At 28.7% G+C, this 17366-nt stretch carries 17 protein-coding genes; 15 read left to right on the top strand and 2 right to left on the bottom strand.

The genetic code is table 11. The features are described 5' to 3' along the window. Nucleotides 1–176 precede the first annotated feature (176 nt). Nucleotides 177–881 (top strand): dipeptidase PepE, encoded by a 705-nt coding sequence (gene pepE, locus CINS_RS06600; protein ID WP_039650916.1) that lies wholly within the window; start codon nt 177–179, stop codon nt 879–881. A gap of 20 nt (nt 882–901) precedes the next feature. After that, nucleotides 902–2188, top strand: a complete 1287-nt coding sequence (gene dcuC, locus CINS_RS06595) for a C4-dicarboxylate transporter DcuC (protein WP_084594003.1) — start codon at nt 902–904, stop codon at nt 2186–2188. 47 nt (nt 2189–2235) lie between these two features. Here the strand turns inward: dcuC and zupT are convergent, their stop codons facing one another. Together zupT and pepT are read right to left on the bottom strand one after the other, a co-directional pair. Beyond that, entirely contained in the window at nt 2236–3102 is an 867-nt protein-coding gene (gene zupT, locus CINS_RS06590; RefSeq protein WP_039650912.1) for a zinc transporter ZupT, read from the bottom strand. Nucleotides 3103–3212: 110 nt separating this feature from the next. After that, nucleotides 3213–4445 (bottom strand): peptidase T, encoded by a 1233-nt coding sequence (gene pepT, locus CINS_RS06585; protein ID WP_039650910.1) that lies wholly within the window; start codon nt 4443–4445, stop codon nt 3213–3215. Nucleotides 4446–4533: 88 nt separating this feature from the next. Between pepT and lpxB the strand changes: the two genes are divergently transcribed. From lpxB to lysA, 13 genes are read left to right on the top strand one after another with little or no spacing between them, the layout of a single operon-like run. Next, complete coding sequence (gene lpxB, locus CINS_RS06580; protein ID WP_039650908.1) at nt 4534–5628, top strand: lipid-A-disaccharide synthase; 1095 nt, start codon at nt 4534–4536, stop codon at nt 5626–5628. 12 nt (nt 5629–5640) lie between these two features. Further along, on the top strand, nt 5641–6126 hold the full coding sequence (gene greA / locus CINS_RS06575; protein ID WP_039650906.1) for a transcription elongation factor GreA: 486 nt from the start codon (nt 5641–5643) through the stop codon (nt 6124–6126). Beyond that, nucleotides 6126–7856: a sulfatase domain-containing protein gene (locus tag CINS_RS06570; RefSeq protein WP_039650904.1), complete on the top strand. Its 1731-nt coding sequence runs from the start codon at nt 6126–6128 to the stop codon at nt 7854–7856. The genes greA and CINS_RS06570 overlap by 1 nt, the downstream gene beginning before the upstream one ends. After that, on the top strand, nt 7853–8581 hold the full coding sequence (locus CINS_RS06565) for a UDP-2,3-diacylglucosamine diphosphatase (protein WP_084593989.1): 729 nt from the start codon (nt 7853–7855) through the stop codon (nt 8579–8581). Before CINS_RS06570 ends, CINS_RS06565 begins: the two co-directional genes overlap by 4 nt. Next, nucleotides 8581–9534 (top strand): chemotaxis protein, encoded by a 954-nt coding sequence (locus CINS_RS06560; RefSeq protein WP_039650902.1) that lies wholly within the window; start codon nt 8581–8583, stop codon nt 9532–9534. The genes CINS_RS06565 and CINS_RS06560 overlap by 1 nt, the downstream gene beginning before the upstream one ends. 2 nt (nt 9535–9536) lie before the next feature. After that, complete coding sequence (locus CINS_RS06555) at nt 9537–11831, top strand: hybrid sensor histidine kinase/response regulator (protein WP_039650900.1); 2295 nt, start codon at nt 9537–9539, stop codon at nt 11829–11831. Between the two features lie 4 nt (nt 11832–11835). Then, on the top strand, nt 11836–12351 hold the full coding sequence (locus CINS_RS06550; protein WP_039650898.1) for a chemotaxis protein CheW: 516 nt from the start codon (nt 11836–11838) through the stop codon (nt 12349–12351). Continuing rightward, nucleotides 12351–12977 (top strand): phosphoserine phosphatase SerB, encoded by a 627-nt coding sequence (gene serB, locus CINS_RS06545; RefSeq protein ID WP_039650896.1) that lies wholly within the window; start codon nt 12351–12353, stop codon nt 12975–12977. Before CINS_RS06550 ends, serB begins: the two co-directional genes overlap by 1 nt. Beyond that, complete coding sequence (locus CINS_RS06540; protein WP_039650894.1) at nt 12974–13945, top strand: transaldolase; 972 nt, start codon at nt 12974–12976, stop codon at nt 13943–13945. The genes serB and CINS_RS06540 overlap by 4 nt, the downstream gene beginning before the upstream one ends. 47 nt (nt 13946–13992) lie before the next feature. Continuing rightward, entirely contained in the window at nt 13993–14529 is a 537-nt protein-coding gene (locus CINS_RS06535) for a 50S ribosomal protein L25/general stress protein Ctc (protein WP_039650892.1), read from the top strand. A 1-nt stretch (nt 14530) separates the two neighbouring features. After that, a complete protein-coding gene (pth, locus tag CINS_RS06530) occupies nt 14531–15070 on the top strand; it encodes an aminoacyl-tRNA hydrolase (RefSeq protein ID WP_039650889.1) in 540 nt (179 codons plus the stop codon). Nucleotides 15071–15073: 3 nt separating this feature from the next. Continuing rightward, on the top strand, nt 15074–16135 hold the full coding sequence (locus CINS_RS06525; RefSeq protein ID WP_039650887.1) for an LptF/LptG family permease: 1062 nt from the start codon (nt 15074–15076) through the stop codon (nt 16133–16135). An 18-nt stretch (nt 16136–16153) separates the two neighbouring features. Further along, nucleotides 16154–17365: a diaminopimelate decarboxylase gene (gene lysA, locus CINS_RS06520; RefSeq protein ID WP_039650885.1), complete on the top strand. Its 1212-nt coding sequence runs from the start codon at nt 16154–16156 to the stop codon at nt 17363–17365. Nucleotide 17366: the final 1 nt, after the last annotated feature.

The raw sequence follows: 17366 nt of genomic DNA, 5'->3' as shown, positions 1-17366 counted from the left end.
TTTTAAAATTATAATTTTTAGTTAAGTTATAAATATATGTTTGTTAAAAACAATAATATTTTTTTAAAAAATTACATAATGTAAAAATTTAATAATATTTTAAAAATAAATAATTTTTTATTATTAGTATCAATGGTTTAATATATTATAATGTTTAAAAATTATAAGGAGAAAATATGCTAAATCTTTTGCTTTTTAGTGCATCATCTTATCAAGATAGCCCTTATTTAAGCCATACAAAAGAATTTATCGATTCTTTTTTAAATGAAAATAATGTTTTAAATGAGCAAATTCTTTTTATACCTTATGCAGGTGTTCGGAGAACTTATGATGAATATGAAGAAAAAGTAAGACAAGGTTTACAAAAAGATAATATAAAATCTTTACACAAATTTGATAATTTTAAAGAAGCTATTTTAAATGCTAAAGTAATCATGGTAGGTGGAGGAAATAGTTTTGAGCTTTTAAATCAACTGTATAAGAATGATTTATTAGAAAGTATAAAAAATAGTGTTATGAATGGTGCCTGTTATATAGGTTGGAGTGCTGGATCAAATATAGCAGGTGCAAGTATAAAAACAACTAATGATATGCCTATAGTAATGCCTCAAAGTTTTGATAGTTTAAATCTTTTTCCATATCAAATAAATCCTCATTTTATAAGCGGTAAAATAAAAGGACATAATGGAGAAAGTCGCGAAGAGCGTTTGCAAGAATATTTGATCATAAATCCTAATGATAAAGTTTATGCTTTACCTGAAGGTTGTGCTTTAAAGATCAAAAATAATACCTTAAAATCCGTAGGTTTTAAAGATGTAAAAATTTTTACTTATCCTATGCAAGAAAGCCTTTTAAAATTAGATCAAGAATATACTTATTAAGGAGAAAAATGCAAAATTTAATTCAAGATATGTATTTAGTTATAGCTGCTTTGGGGACTTTAATTGCCATAGTTTTGTTGATAAAAAAATACGAAACTAAAAGTGTTTTATTTGGTGTTGGTTTTATTTTGTGTTTAGTATCTTTAAAGCCTATAGATGCCTTGAGTGCTTTTACGCATACTATGGTTCAACCTGCTTTACTTAAAGCAATATGTGCTAGTATGGGTTTTGCTTTTGTTATGAAAGCAACAAGGTGTGATCAGCATTTAGTAAAACTTCTTACAGCACCTTTAAAAAATTTAGGGTTTTTTTTAATTCCACTTGCTTTTGTAATAACCTTTTTTATTTCTATTGCTATACCTTCAGCAGCTGGTTGTAGTGCAGCTGTTGGTGCTACTTTAATCCCGCTTTTGATGGCTTCAGGTATTAAACCAGCTATGGCAGCTGCTTCGGTGTTGTGCGGGACTATGGGTGGTATTTTGAGTCCAGGTGTTTCTCATACGGCAGTTATTTCTGAAATTTCTGGTAAAAATATACAAGATATTATTATTGTTCAAACTCCTAACGCTCTAACTGCTGGAGTGATTGTAATGTTTTCTTTGATGATTATGGCTTTAGTTTTAAAAGATTATCAAAAAGGAAAAGTGTTTGAGATAGTAAATCGCAAGGAAGAAGTTATAGAAAAAGTAAAATTTCACTATGCTCTTATGCCTTTGGTTCCTTTACTGATTTTAATTATAGGTGCTAGTCCTTTGCATAATTATGAATTTTTAACTTGGACAAAACAAATTGAAGTAGCCGAAGCAATGCTTTTGGGCGCCATTGTGACTTTAATCATAACACTAAATAAACCTGATAATATTTTTAATGAATTTTTTAATGGTATGGGAAAATCATATGCTGAAATAATTGGTATTATTATAGCAGCTAGTGTTTTTGTGGCAGGTCTTAAAGCTTGTGGTGTTATAGATATCATCATAGAGTGGTTAAAAAATGAGCAACATTATGTTCGTTTTGGTGGTACATTTATACCTTTTATTATGGCTATGATTACAGGTAGTGGAGATGCTGCAGCTATGGCATTTAATAAAGCAGTAACAATTCATGCGCAAGATTTAGGCTTTGATCAGGTTAAATTAGGAACTATAGTTTCTATGTCCGCAGTACTTGGAAGGTATGTTAGTCCTATTTTGGGTGCTTGCATCATTGTTTCAACTATGGCTGGGGTTAGCCCTTTAGAAGTTGTTAAGCGAACAGCTTTAGGGTGCTTTGTTTCGGTTATTGTTATAGTTTTTGTATTGTTATGAAAATTGAGCCTTTATGGCTGAATTTTCATTTCTTGTGATTTTTTGTTTTAAGGATTTAATAAAATGAGGCTGATTGCCATTATGGCCATTCCTAGAACTAAACCATAAAGACTATCATGGCCTTTATCGTAAGCTTTTGCAGCAGGAAGTAATTCGTTAAAAGAAATAAATATCATAATTGCAGCTATTATAGCAAAAGTTATAGCTAAAGTTAATTCGCTCATAACAGGCAAGATTAAGAATGCTCCTGCAATTGCTCCTATAGGCTCTGCTATTCCTGAAAGAGTAGAATAAATAAATGCTTTTTTCTTATTGTTAGTGGCATAATAAATAGGTAGTGATACAGCTATTCCTTCAGGGATATTATGTATAGCAACAGCAACAGCGATAGCTATACCAAAACTAATATTATCAAGGGTTGCCATAAAAGTTGCAAATCCTTCAGGAAAATTATGAAGAGCTATAGCAAGCGCTGTAAAAATTCCTGTTCTTTTTAATGCTTTTACATTAATCTTTTTAAATGATTGATTATTAGAAATTTGTTTATCTTTGTCACTTAAAAGACAAAATTTTAATTCGCTTAAATCATCTTTTGGATCATGTGGATTGATATCTTTAGGTATAAGTCTATCAACAATAGCTGAGAAAAAAATTCCACCAAAAAAACATAAAAGAGCTAGAAGCTCACCATAGCTTGAGTTGTAATACTTTCTAAAATCTATAAAAGCAGAAGGTAAGATTTCCATAAAAGAAATATATATCATTACCCCAGAAGAAAAACCAAGCCCAAAAGCAAGAAATCTAAAATTATCATTTTTGCTAAAAAATGCTATTATAGAGCCAACTGCTGTAGAAATACCCGCAAGAATAGTTAAAATCATTGCTATTAAAATTTGTTCTAATGTAAATTCCATGGAGGATATTATAGCAAAAAAATAAATAATAAAAAATTATTTTTAAATAATAAATTTTATTATTTATATATTAAATTATGTAATATTTATGAAAATTAAGCCAATAGGGCTTAATTTTCTTTTCCTGCGAGGATTATAATTTCTTGTAAAACTTTGCTTGCTGATTTTAAAGAATTGACAGGTAAATATTCATAAATAGAATGAAAATTATGTGCTCCTGTGAATATATTAGGGCATGCTAAGCCTTTTTCAGATAAGACTGCTCCATCGTATCCACCACGCATAGGAATAATTTTAGTTTTGATATTTAAATTTTCATAAGCTTGCAAAGCAAGTTTAATAGGTAGTGACTGAGTGCTTTTTAGTGCATTAAATACATTTTTATATCTATCGCTTAATTTGATATTTATTTTATCATCCCCGTAAAGTTGCTTAAAACTATCGCATAAATTTTGTAAAAATTGCATTCTTTGTTTATATTTTTCATCATCAAATTCTCTAACATCCATTTTTAAAATAGTTTTAGCATTATTGCCTTTGATTTCTTTTACCCAAAAATAACCTTCTTTATTTTCTGTATATTCTGGTGCTTCGCCATTTGGAAGCATTGAAATAAATTTATGAGCTAATATTAAAGAATTAACTAGTTTTCCTTTCGCACTCATAGGGTGAGCGGACTTGCCTATAAATTCTACTTCACAATCTCCAGCGTTCCAATTTTCATAAATAAATTCTCCTATTTCGCAACAATCTAAACAATACCCAAAATCAGCATCAATTTCATTAATATCAAAGGCTTTAGCTCCTCTTAAGCCTTGTTCTTCATCTGGTAAGAAGCAAGCATAAATATCTCCATGCTTAATATCAGGATTTTTACTAAAAAACTCTAGCATATCCATAATAGCAGCAATAGCAGCTTTATCATCAGCGCCAAGTAAACTAGTCCCATCGGTGTGAATGATATCATCTCCTATGTAATTTTTAAGTTCTTTAAATTCACTTTCTTTTAGATATATATTTAAATCTTGATTTAAGCATATATCTCCACCTTGATAATTTGTAATTTGTGCTTTGGTATCATTAGTTTGCTCCATACTTGTATCTAAGTGTGCAAAAAATGCTATCTTTGGAGCATTTGGAGTGTTTGCTGGTAAAAGAGCTGTTGTAATGGTATTTTCTCTTCTTTTTATATTTTTTAAACCTAGATCTTGTAATTCTTTTTCAAGTAATTTTGCAAGTTCCATTTGGTTAGGACTTGATGGCATGATGCCTTTAGCACCATTTTCTCTACTTGTAGTAGTATTGATCTTGGTGTAGTTTATAAATCTCTCAACGATATCCATGTGTTATCCTTATTTATTTTAAGTTTTAATAAATTATACTTTTAAATAATAATATTTTAGTAAAATATGTAAAAATATGGTGAAATATATGAAAAAATTTTTAGTTTGTGCTTTAGAGCCTTCTGCAAATTTGCATTTAAAAGAAGTTTTAAAAGCTTATAAAAATGAGTATAAAGAATTTGATTTAGTAGGAATTTATGATGAGAATTTATGTAAAGAATTTAGCTTAAATTCTAAACCACTTTATAGCTCACATGAGTTTAGCGCTATGGGATTTGTGGAAGTTTTACCACTCATTTTAAAAGCAAAAAAAGCCATAAAAGAGCTAGTAAGTCTAAGTTTTACTCAAAAAATTGATGCGATTTTATGTATAGATTCTCCTGCTTTTAATATACCTTTTGCAAAGGCTTTAAAAAAAGCAAATTCTAAAGTAAAAAGAATTTATTATATTTTGCCTCAAGTTTGGGCTTGGAAAAAAGGACGAATTCCTATCATAGAAAAAAATTTTGATATTTTAGCTTCTATCTTGCCTTTTGATAGAGAATTTTTTAGTAAAAGTGTTTATGTAGGTCATCCACTTTTAGATGAAATAAAAGAATTCAAAAATGAAGTTGATATTAATTCTTTGCTTTTAAAGCAAAATGATGAAAAAATAATAGCTTTTTTGCCAGGTTCAAGAAAGAGTGAAATTAAGCGTTTAATGCCTATTTTTAGAAAATTGAGTACTAAATTCAAAGGTGAAAAGATCCTTTGTGTGCCTGAATTTAATTTAAATAAGTTAGAAGTTTATGGCGACATTAGCGATTTTGAAATTCAAACTAACACCCCAAAAGTTCTTAAAAAAGCTGATTTTGCTTTTATTTGCAGCGGAACTGCTACTTTGGAAGCAGCTTTAGTGGGCACGCCCTTTGTTCTAACTTATAAGGCAAAAGCAATTGATATTTTTATAGCAAAACTTTTTGTAAAATTAAAATATATAGGACTTGCAAATATTTTTTTAGATTTTGCAAAAAAAGAACCATTAAATCCTGAATTTTTGCAAGATGATGTTAGTGTAAATAAGTTATATGAAGCTTTTATTAAATATGATTATAAGGGATTTTTTGATAAAGTCAGTTTCTTAAAGGAATATTTACAATTTGCAAGTGCAAAAAATTTAGCTAAAATCCTTTATGAAGTTTAAATGAGGTGTAATATGCAAAAAGAGCCTATGAGTAAGTATGGTTATGAAAAATTAGAAAAAGAATTGGAAAATTTAAAAAAGCATGAGCGTCCAAAAGTAGTTGAGGAAATAGATATAGCAAGATCACATGGAGATTTAAAAGAAAACGCAGAGTATCATGCAGCAAGAGAAAAACAAGCGTTTATAGAAGGCAAGATAGCTGAACTTGGAGATTTAATATCAAGAGCGCAAATTATTGATCCAAGTTCTTATGAGCATGATAGCGTAAAATTTGGTTCAACCGTTGTAGTAGAAGATATGGAAAGTGAAAAACAAAGCACATATACTTTAGTAGGTGTAAATGAAAGTAATTTAGATAAAGGTTATATTTCTATCAATTCACCTATAGCTAGAGCTATGCTTGGAAAGAAAGAAGGTGATGATTTTAAAGTGCGTTTGCCAAAGGGTGAAAGTGAATTTGAAATTATTTCTATAACTTACAAGACTTTAGAATTTTAATGACACAAAAAACATATTTTGATTTTGTTTTAAAATATATTCCATATATTGCCTTGATTATTGTATTGGATATTATTATTGCATTATGGTGGAGTTATTTTACTTTTCAACGAGAATTTACTGAATGGATATTTTTTAGAGCTACAAAATATATTTTCACTATTTGTGTTTTGGATATTTTTATTATTCATTTGTTTTATTTGTTTTTAAAAGAAAAAACTAAATATATTGTATATATTTTTAGTTTGCTTGCGACGTTTATTTTTTTATTGCAAGTGTATTTGCTCGTATTTTATTATTCAAAGCTTAATGTTATAATGATAGATATTTTGTTACAGACTGATATTAAAGAAATTTATGAATTTATTCAAGTTTATATTAATTACAAAATTGTAATAAGCGTGATAGTGTTTTACACGTTAATCATGATATTTTTACTTATGTTTTATAAAATAAAACCTAAAATTTATGTACAAAATAAAGTTAAAAATTTCTTATGTATTTTTTATGTTTTGGTAATTATCATTTTGTTTGTAGATATAGCCAATAGATATTTTGTTAAACATCAAGGGAAATATTCTTTTGATAAGTTGAATTTTTCTTTTGTTATTGATATTCCTATTCAATTTGTAGAATATTATGGTAAAAATGGACTTTGGACTAATTATAAATTCTATTTAACAAATTATGAAAAAGTAGCTAATCTATATAAAAATAAAGTGATTCTTAAAGAAAAAATTCCGTATATTGTCTTTATTGTAGGTGAGAGTACTCAGAGAAATTATATGAGTTTGTATGGCTATGAATTAAATACTACCCCCAATTTAAAAAATCTTGAACAAAGTGGAAATTTAATAAAATTTAGTGATACTATAGCTTCATTTGCAAGCACTCAAGCTTCTTTGAGAAGAGTATTAAATTTTTCAAATATAGAGAATGAAGAAAATTGGCAAGATCGGTTAAATGTTGTTGATTTATTTAATTTGGCAGGTTATAGAAGTATTTTTATATCAAATCATGAACCCATGTCAGGGCACACAAGTATAACCACTGCTGTAGCTAATAGGGCACATAAAACTATTTTTTTAAATCAGTTTATTAATGATGATAAAATTTTGTCTAAAGCTTTGGATACAGAAATGTTGCCACTTGTTAAAAAAGAGCTTGATGATAAAGATTTTTTCATTTTGCAGTTAATGGGAACTCATGCAAATTATAAAAGAAGATATGAGAAAGAGTTTGATAAATTTAATTTTAATGATATAAAGCGAAATTTGAGTCAAGAAAAAAAACAAGAAGTAGCAGAATATGCCAATGCAGTATTATATAATGACTATTTTGTTAATGAGATTTTTAATATTTTCAAAGACAAAGATGCCATTATAATTTATATCAGTGACCATGGAGAAAGTGTATTTGAATATAGGGATAGAGCTGAACATTTTGTAACTTCAAAATTTACGGCTGAAATTCCATTTTTCTTTATTATGAGTGATAATTTCAAGAATAATCATCCTGAAATTGTAGAAAGAATATTAGTTTCAAAAGATAAACCTTTTATGACAGATGATTTGATCCATACATTAAGTGCAATTGGTGGAATTTACGTTAAAGATTATGATGAAAAAAGAGATATTATCAATGATGCATTTAATACAAATAGAATTCGATTTTTCAATGGCGATGTTGACTATGATAAAGTTTTAAAAAGTGAGAAATCTAAGTATTGATACATATAAAAGAAAATGCTATTTTTATAGCTGATGCTCATGAAAACAAAAACAGACGAGGATTTTGGAAATTTTTACAAGCTTTAAAAAATAATCAAATTCAAACTAAACAGCTTTTTTTAATGGGTGATATTTTTGATTTATTGATTTATGAAGTGAAAGCAACTCATGCTTTTGCTAAACCTTACATAGAACTTTTAGAAGAATTAGCTGATAATATCGAAATCATATATTTAGAGGGAAATCATGATTTTAATTTAGAAAAATTTTTTGTTAAAGTAAAAGTTTATAGTATAAGTAAACAGCCTTTAGTTTGTGAGTTTGAAGATATAAAGCGTACTAAGGTTAAATTAGCACATGGGGATATTTTTTTAAAACCATTGTTGCAATTTCTCTTAAAGAGCTTGAGAAATCATTATTTGCTTTATTTTCTAAATTTTCTAAATTTCATATGTAAAGAAAAAATTACATATGAGATTTTAAATTCGCAAGAAAAAAAATATCTTACAAGAAAAATATCTAATTTCGAATCTCTCATAAAAGATCGTATGAAAAAATATCAAATGAATTTTATTATAGAGGGACATTATCATCAAGATGTGTTTTTAAAACTAGATAATATAAAATATTTAAATTTAGCTACTTTTGCATATAAGGAAAGTTTTTTTATAGTAAAATACGACTCAGAAATCAGATTTCATAAAATAGAACTTAAGGAGGCATAATGTTTGATGAGAATGTCATAAAGACAGGTTCAAATGAAATGGAACTTGTTGATTTTCGCATCTTTAAACAAGGCCACGATAAGATTTATGAAGGAATTTATGGTGTTAATGTTTCTAAAGTTAGAGAGATTATTAAAATTCCTTTTTTAACTGAAATTCCAGGGGTACCTGATTATGTTGAAGGTATTTTTGATCTTCGTGGTGTTGTGATTCCGGTAATAAATCTTGCTAAATGGATGCAAATACAAGAGCCAGAGATGACAACTATAAAACCTAGGGTAATTATTACAGAATTTAGTAATGTGTTAATCGGATTTATAGTTCATGAAGCTAAAAGAATTCGTAGAATTAATTGGAAAAATATAGAACCAGCTACTTTTGCTACCAGTGCAGGGAGCTTAGATAAAGGTAAGATTACAGGTGTTACTAAGATAGAAGGAGATGAGGTTTTACTTATCTTAGATCTAGAAAGTATAGTGCAAGAACTTGGAATTTATGCCCCAGATACCAATATAGATGATTCTAAAATTCAAAAAATTGATGGACTTGCTTTGGCACTTGATGATAGTTCTACTGCGAGAAAACTTGTTAAAGATTTACTTAATAGAATAGGTTTGAAAGTTGTAGAAGCTAAAGATGGTATTGAAGGTTTACATAAACTTGAAGAGTTATATAACACTTATGGTGCAGATTTGAAAAAACATTTGAAAATTATTGTGAGTGATGTTGAAATGCCACAAATGGATGGATTTCATTTTGCATCTAAAGTAAGAGAAGATGAAAGATATAAAAATATACCTATAGTTTTTAATTCTTCATTATCAAATGAATTTATGAGTGAAAAAGGTGTTAAAGAAGCTGGTGGCGAAGGCTATTTAGTTAAATTTAATGCGAGTGATTTTTTTGCTGAAATTTCTCGTGTTGTAGCAAAACATGAAAAAGGTGAGGAGTAAAAATGGAAGATATTCAAGAAATACTTGAGGATTTTTTAGTTGAAGCCTTTGAATTAGTTGAGCAAATTGACCATGATTTAGTTGAATTAGAAGCAAATCCTGAAGATTTAGAATTATTAAATAGAATTTTTCGTGTTGCACACACTGTTAAAGGATCTTCAAGCTTCTTAAATTTTGATGTTTTAACTAAACTTACTCATCATATGGAAGATGTTTTAAATAAAGCAAGACATAATGAACTTAAAATTACTCCTGAAGTTATGGATGTGGTTTTAGAATCTATTGATATGATGAAAACTTTATTAAATTCAATAAGAGATAATGGAAATGATACTGCAATAGGACTTGATATAGCTCCAATTTGTACAAGATTAACTGCTGTATCAGAAGGTGAAAGCTTAGACAATGTAAAAGCTGAAGTTAAAGTTGAAGAAAATAAACAAGAAGAAGTTAAAGCTGAAGAGCAACCTGATGTTGATGTAAATAAACTCAGTGATGATGAAGTAGAAGCTGAGATTGAAAGACTTTTAAAAGCTAGAAAGGCTGAAGATCAAGCAAGACGTGCTGAAAAGAAAAAAGTTCAAGATGTGCCAAGTCCTCAGAAAGCAGCATCAGCACAAAGTCCTTCTGAGAAAAAAGTTCCAGCAGCTGGTGGAGCAAGTAGTGGTGCAAGCATGGATCAAACGATTAGAGTTGAAGTTAAAAGACTTGATCACTTAATGAATTTAATTGGAGAGCTTGTTTTAGGCAAAAATCGTTTATTGAAAATTTATGATGATGTTGAAGAGCGTTACGATGGTGAAAAATTCTTAGAAGAATTAAATCAAGTAGTATCTCAACTAAGTATAGTTACTACTGACATACAGCTTGCTGTTATGAAAACAAGAATGCAACCAATTGCAAAAGTGTTTAATAAATTTCCAAGAGTTGTGCGTGATTTGGGTCGTGAACTTGGAAAACAAATGGAGCTTGAAATTTCAGGTGAAGAAACTGAACTTGATAAGTCTATAGTTGAGGAAATTGGTGATCCTATCATGCATATGATTAGAAATTCGTGTGATCATGGTATTGAAGATCCTGCAACTCGTGTTGCTAATGGAAAACCAGAAAAAGGAACTGTTAATCTTAAAGCATACAACGAAGGAAACCATATTGTTGTTGAGATTACAGATGATGGAAAAGGTCTTGATGCTGATGCTTTAAAAATTAAAGCTATAGAGAAGAATTTGATTACAGAACGTGAAGCTGATCAAATGACTGACAAAGAAGCATTTACATTGATTTTTAAACCAGGATTTTCTACTGCGGCAAAAATTACTAATGTTTCAGGCCGTGGCGTTGGAATGGATGTTGTTAAAACAAATATCGAAAAATTAAATGGTGTAATTGAGGTAGATAGTGAGCTTGGAAAAGGCACTGTTATGAAGTTGAAAATTCCACTTACTTTGGCTATTATTCAGTCATTGCTTGTTGGCACTCAAGAAGAATTTTTTGCTATTCCACTTGCTTCTGTTCTTGAAACTGTTAGAGTTCCAATTGATGATATTTATACTATTGAAGGTAAAAATGTACTGCGTTTGAGAGATGAAGTATTGTCGCTTGTAAGACTTTCAGATGTGTTTGGAGTTAAACAGGTACTTGAAAATAATGATCAAACTTATGTAGTTGTAATAGGAGTAGCAGAAAGTAAGCTTGGAATTATGGTAGATACTCTAGTTGGTCAAGAAGAAATCGTTATCAAATCAATGGGAGAATATTTGCAAAATATTCAAGGTATTGCGGGCGCGACTATTCGTGGTGATGGTAGAGTGACATTGATTATTGATGTGGCTGCTATGATGGATATTGCTAAAGAAATCAAGATTGATATTAAAGCTCAAATTGAATCACAAGCTAAAAAAGTAGTTAAAGAAAAACCGAGTGATTATACTGTGCTTATAGTAGATGATTCTAAAATGGATAGAAATATCATGCAAAAATCTTTAGAACCATTAGGAGTTAGCGTGATTGAGGCTACAAACGGTGTTGAAGCTTTAAATACTATTAAATCAGGTGAGCATGATATTGATGCTGTGTTGATTGATATTGAAATGCCAAGAATGGATGGTTATACTTTAGCAGGTGAAATTAGAAAATATTCTAAATACAACAATCTTCCACTTGTAGCTGTAACTTCAAGAACCAGCAAATCAGATCGTTTAAGAGGTGTTGAAGTAGGTATGACTGAATACATTACTAAACCTTACTCTCCAGAGTATTTAGAAAATGTAGTTAGAAAAAATTTAAAACTAGGATAAAAAGATGAATGATAAATTAAACCAGGTTTTGCAAAAACAACAAGCACAAATTTCAGAACCTGATATTAAAGAAGAGGATATTATTCAGCTTGTAGGTTTTGTTGTAGGAGATGAGGAATATGCTATTCCGATTCTTAATATTCAAGAAATAATTAAGCCAATAGAATATACTAGGGTTCCTAGTGTACCTGATTATGTACTTGGTGTATTTAATATGAGGGGTAATGTTATGCCTTTGATAGATCTTGCAAAAAGATTTAATCAAGGAAGTTCTAAAATGACTCCTCAAACTAGATATATTGTATTAAAAGGTATAGCTAATGGAAACCAAAATCCAGTAGGTAATGCGGGATTTGTCATAGATAGATTAACAGAGGCTATTAAAATTCATAGAAATAGAATTGATCCACCACCTGAAACTTTATTGAAAGAAAAAGGAATGATTTTCGGTATAGGTAAAAGAGAAGAAAATATCTTAACTATACTAAAAGCTGAAGCTTTGTTAAAACGCGAGTTTTAATGATAAAACTTTGTGCTTTTGATTTTGATTCTACGCTGATGGATGGTGAGACCATCGATATTTTAGCAAAAGCATATCATGTCGGTGATGCTGTAAAAAACATTACCGACAAGGCTATGAATGGTGAGCTTGATTTTTTTGAAAGTTTATTAGAAAGAGTAGCTTTACTAAAAGGTATGCCTTTAACTCAAGTAAAACAATGTTGTGAAAATTTACCTTTGATGAATGGTGCTATAGAACTTTGTGAATATTTAAAATCACAAAATGTCAAAATTATAGTTTTTAGTGGCGGTTTTCATGAGGGTATAGATCTTGTACAAAGGAAACTTTGCTTTGATTTTGGATTTGCTAATTTTTTACATCATAAAGATGGATTTTTGACAGGTAAAGTCGGCGGGGAAATTATGTTTAATAACTCTAAAGGTATTATACTGCAAAGATTAAAAAGTTTTCTCAATTTAAATACTAAAGAAATTATGTGCGTAGGTGATGGGGCAAATGATATATCTATGTTTGATGAATGTGGATTAAAAATAGCTTTTTGTGCGAAAACTATTTTGAAAGAATATGCAGATGTTTGCATTGATAAAAAAGATTTAAAAGAAATTATAAAGGTAATAAAATGAAAAAATTTTCCTTATGGTGTGATTTTGTAGAAAATGAATTTCTAGATACATATTTTCAAGATTTAATTATTTTAAAAGCTATAAATGGAGCTACTTCAAATCCTGCTATTTTTAAAAATGCAATTTTAAATTCACACAAATACAAAGAAAAAATAAAAAATTATCATATAAAAGATAAAAAATCTTTATATGAGTGTCTAGCTATAGAAGATATAGCAAAAGCCGCAGATAAACTTGCTTTAAATTATTATGAAAAAGATGATGGTTTTATAAGTATTGAAATTGATCCAAGATTAAAGGATAATACCAGTTTATCTTTGGCTGAAGCGAAGAGATTATATACTCAGATTGCAAAAGATAATGTAATGATTAAAATTCCTGCAACAAAGGCTTCATATGAAGTTATGCAAGAACTAATGAAAAATGGTATTAGTGTAAATGCTACTTTGGTATTTGATTTTGAGCAAACAAAAGAATGTTTTGATGCTTTAAATTTAGGTTTAAAAGAATTTAGAAAAAATAATATTGCAAAAATTAGAGAACCACAAGCTGTAATTAGTATTTTTGTAAGTCGTTTTGATAGACTTTTAAATGATCAGGTTTTAGATAAAAACTTTATAGGAATTTTAACTGCTACAAAAGCTTATAAATATATAGTAAAACAAAATGAAGATGATATTAGAGCACTTTTTGCTAGCACCGGCGTCAAGGGCGATGATTTAGAAAAAGATTATTATATTAAAGAATTACTCTATGATAAGGCTATTAATACTGCTTCATTAGATGCTATCAAGGCTTTTAAAGGCAAGCAAATTATATTTAAAGAGCCTTTAAAAGATGAGTGTATAGAGAAAAAATTGAATGCAAATATTTCAAAAGATGCTTTAAGTAAAGCTTGTAAGGATTTGCTTGATGATGGTTTGGAGCAATTTTGTATAGCTTATGAGGATATTTTAAAATCTTTATAAACTTATTTGGATATAATTAATACTTATTTTTTTAGAAAGGGTTAAAGATGCTAGAAGGTATCGTTAGAGAGAGTATCGGTAGAAAAGCTGCGAAGGCTTTAAAAAGAGATGGTTATCTAATCGCAAATATCTATGGAAAAGGATTAGAAAATATCAATGCAGCTTTTAAGGTGAATGAATTTATTAAAGAAGTTCGTAAAAAAACTACTTTAGCTTTTGATGTAAAAGTTGGTTCTCAAGTTTTAAATGTAGTTGTAGTTGATTATCAAAAAGATCCTGTTACAGCTGAACTTAAACATGTAGATTTAAAAGTAGCGCAAAAAGGTGTTATTTCTAAATATATGGTTCCAGTAAAAGTAGTAGGAACTGCAATAGGTCTTAAAAATAAAGGTGTTCTAATCCAATCAAAAAGAAGATTAAAAGTAAAATGTGCTGCTGAGAATTTGCCAAATTTCTTTGAACTTGATGTTACAAAACTTGATGTTGGAGATGCGCTTTTAATCCGTGATGTTGTTGTACCTGAAGGTGTGACTATGGTTGATGCTGATAGAGTTGCTGTAGTTGGCGTAGAAAAAGCAAGATAAAATGACCTTAGTCGTAGGACTTGGTAATATAGGAGAGCAATACGATCAAACTAGGCATAATGTCGGTTTTATGCTAATTGATTTACTGATAAAAGATTTGGAAGTTACAAAAATTTCCAATGCTAAATTTAAAGGAGAGCTTTTTAAAAGTTCTTCTACCCTTTTTTTAAAACCTTCTACTTTTATGAATCTTTCCGGTCAAAGTGTTTACGCTGTTAAAGAATTTTATAAGTGCGAAAGAATTATAGTCATCCATGATGATATAGATTTGAATTTAGGTGTCTTGAAATTTAAAATAGGTGGCACAAGTGGTGGTCATAATGGACTTAAAAGTATTGATGGTTTATGTGGAAACCATTATGAGAGAATTCGTATAGGTATAGGAAAAAATTTTGATGTAGTTTCTCATGTATTGGGAAAATTTACACAAGAAGAAAAAGAAAGATTAAATGAAATTTTAGCTCATGCAAAAAAAGCTTTGTTTGAACTTTTAAATTCTAACATAGAAATAATTGCTTCAAAGTATTCTTTGAAGGTTTAAGTAATGAATATTTTTTTTCGCTACATCTCATCTTTATATCTAAAATCATTTTTTATATTATTTTTTTCCTTAACTTTTTTCTTTGTAGCGATTGATTTTTTGGTGAATTTTAATAAAATTCCCAAAAGTGCCAATTTAGAACTTCTTTATGTATTTTTTTTAGTATGTTCAGCGATTTCTTATATTTTACCACTTGCTATAGTTTTTGCTTTAATTTTGTGTATATTTCATATGATAAGATCCAATGAATTTGTAAGTTTATATGCTTTAGGACTTAGTAAAAATCAAGTTGTTTTTTACCCATTTTTATGGGCTTTATTTTTTTGTATTTTATATGTTGGATTAAATTTTACACCTTTTGCTTATGCAAATGAATATAAAAGCAATATAGTAAAAACAGGAGTAATATCAAGAGAAGGCAATGAAGTTTTAATAAAATACAACGATAGTTTTGTTTATATAGAAAAAACTAGTGCTAATTCCCTATATAATGTCAAAATTTTTAAGATAAAAGATCTAGATATAAAACAACTTATTCAAGCATCTAATGCGCAATTTAAAGGAAATTTTTGGGATTTAAATGAAGTTAAATCTACAATTACTCCTGAATATTTAATTGTTTCGCAAGAAGGCTTAAAAATAGAAGAATTTAATAATCTTAAAGGGTTGGAAGATTTTTCTCCAAAAATACTAGAACGAATTTCATTGGTAGAAAATGACCCTTCTTATTCTATTAAAGATGCCTTAGAAAGTATTATTATATTTTCTAAACAAAGTATTTCTACAAGCGCTCTTAGAACAAATTTGTATTCTTTAATTTTATTTCCATTTTTTGCACCTTTTTTGATGCTTATAATTTATTATTATTTTCCAATCACTGCAAGATTTTTTAATTTAGCTTTTTTAGCTTTTATATTTTTTATATCAGTACTTGGGGTATGGGGATTATTATTTTTACTTATTAGATTAAGTAAAAATGATATTTTACTTCCAGAGCTTGGTATAATGTTGCCAATTTTTATTTTAATGACAATAGGCAGCTTTTATTATTTTAAAAATAAATAACAATAAAAGAGGTAATTTATGGATTATTATAAATTAGCAAATGAGTATCAAACCCCATTTTATATTTATGACTTTGATAAGATTAAAGAGCGTTTTGATAAACTAAAAAATGCCTTTAAAGCAAGGAAATCTCAAATTTTTTACGCTGTTAAAGCGAATTCTAATTTAAGTGTTTTAAAATTTTTGGCTTCTTTAGATAGCGGATTTGATTGTGTGAGTGCTGGTGAAATTTATAGAGCTTTAAAAGCTGGAGCTAAAAATTATAAAATTATTTTTAGTGGTGTAGGAAAGAGTATTGAGGAAATCGAATTTGCTTTAAATAAAAATATACTTTATATTAATATTGAAAGTGAAGCTGAGATGTTTCTTATAGAACAAATTGCAAGTAAAATGCAAAGAAGTGCAAGAATTAGTATAAGGGTCAATCCAAATGTAGATGCAAAGACTCATCCTTATATTTCTACTGGTTTGCATGAAAATAAATTTGGTGTGGATATTGAAAATGCTAAAAGGATGTATATTTATGCAAAAAAATCTAGTTTTTTAGAGCCTGTTGGGGTGCATTTTCATATCGGTTCTCAGATTTTAGATATTAGCAGCATACAAGAAGCATCAAAAATTGTTTCACAACTACTTAGAGAATTAATTGTTTTAAATATTAATCTTAAATTCTTTGATATAGGAGGAGGGCTTGGGGTTTGTTATAAAGATGAACAAGAGCCAAATTTATATGAGTATGCACAAGGTATTTTAGCAAGTTTGCAAGGACTTGATGTATGTATTGGTATGGAACCTGGAAGATTTTTGGTGGCAAATGCTGGTGAATTTGTTACTAAAGTATTGTATGAAAAGTGTAACGGAGAAAAACGTTTTGTAATTGTTGATGGCGCTATGAATGATTTATTGCGTCCAAGTTTGTATAAAGCTTATCACGAAATAGAACTTTTAACTGATAATATAAAAGGAAATTTAAGTCTTTGTGATATAGTTGGTGGAGTTTGTGAGAGTGGAGATTTCTTGGCACAAAATAGAAAATTAGTTCCTACAAAAACGGGAGATTTGATCATAGTTAAGGGTGCGGGTGCTTATGGGTTTAGTATGAGTAGTAATTACAACACTAGAAACAGAGTTTGTGAGCTTGCAAAAGAAAATGATAAAATAAGAATAATTAGAAAACGAGAAAGTTACGCTGACCAAGTTGCCTTAGAGGTAGAATATTTAAAGGATTAAT

It is taken from the genome of Campylobacter insulaenigrae NCTC 12927 (genome assembly GCF_000816185.1).
GTDB lineage: Bacteria > Campylobacterota > Campylobacteria > Campylobacterales > Campylobacteraceae > Campylobacter_D > Campylobacter_D insulaenigrae.
This window is presented reverse-complemented; position numbering and strand designations above follow the sequence as displayed.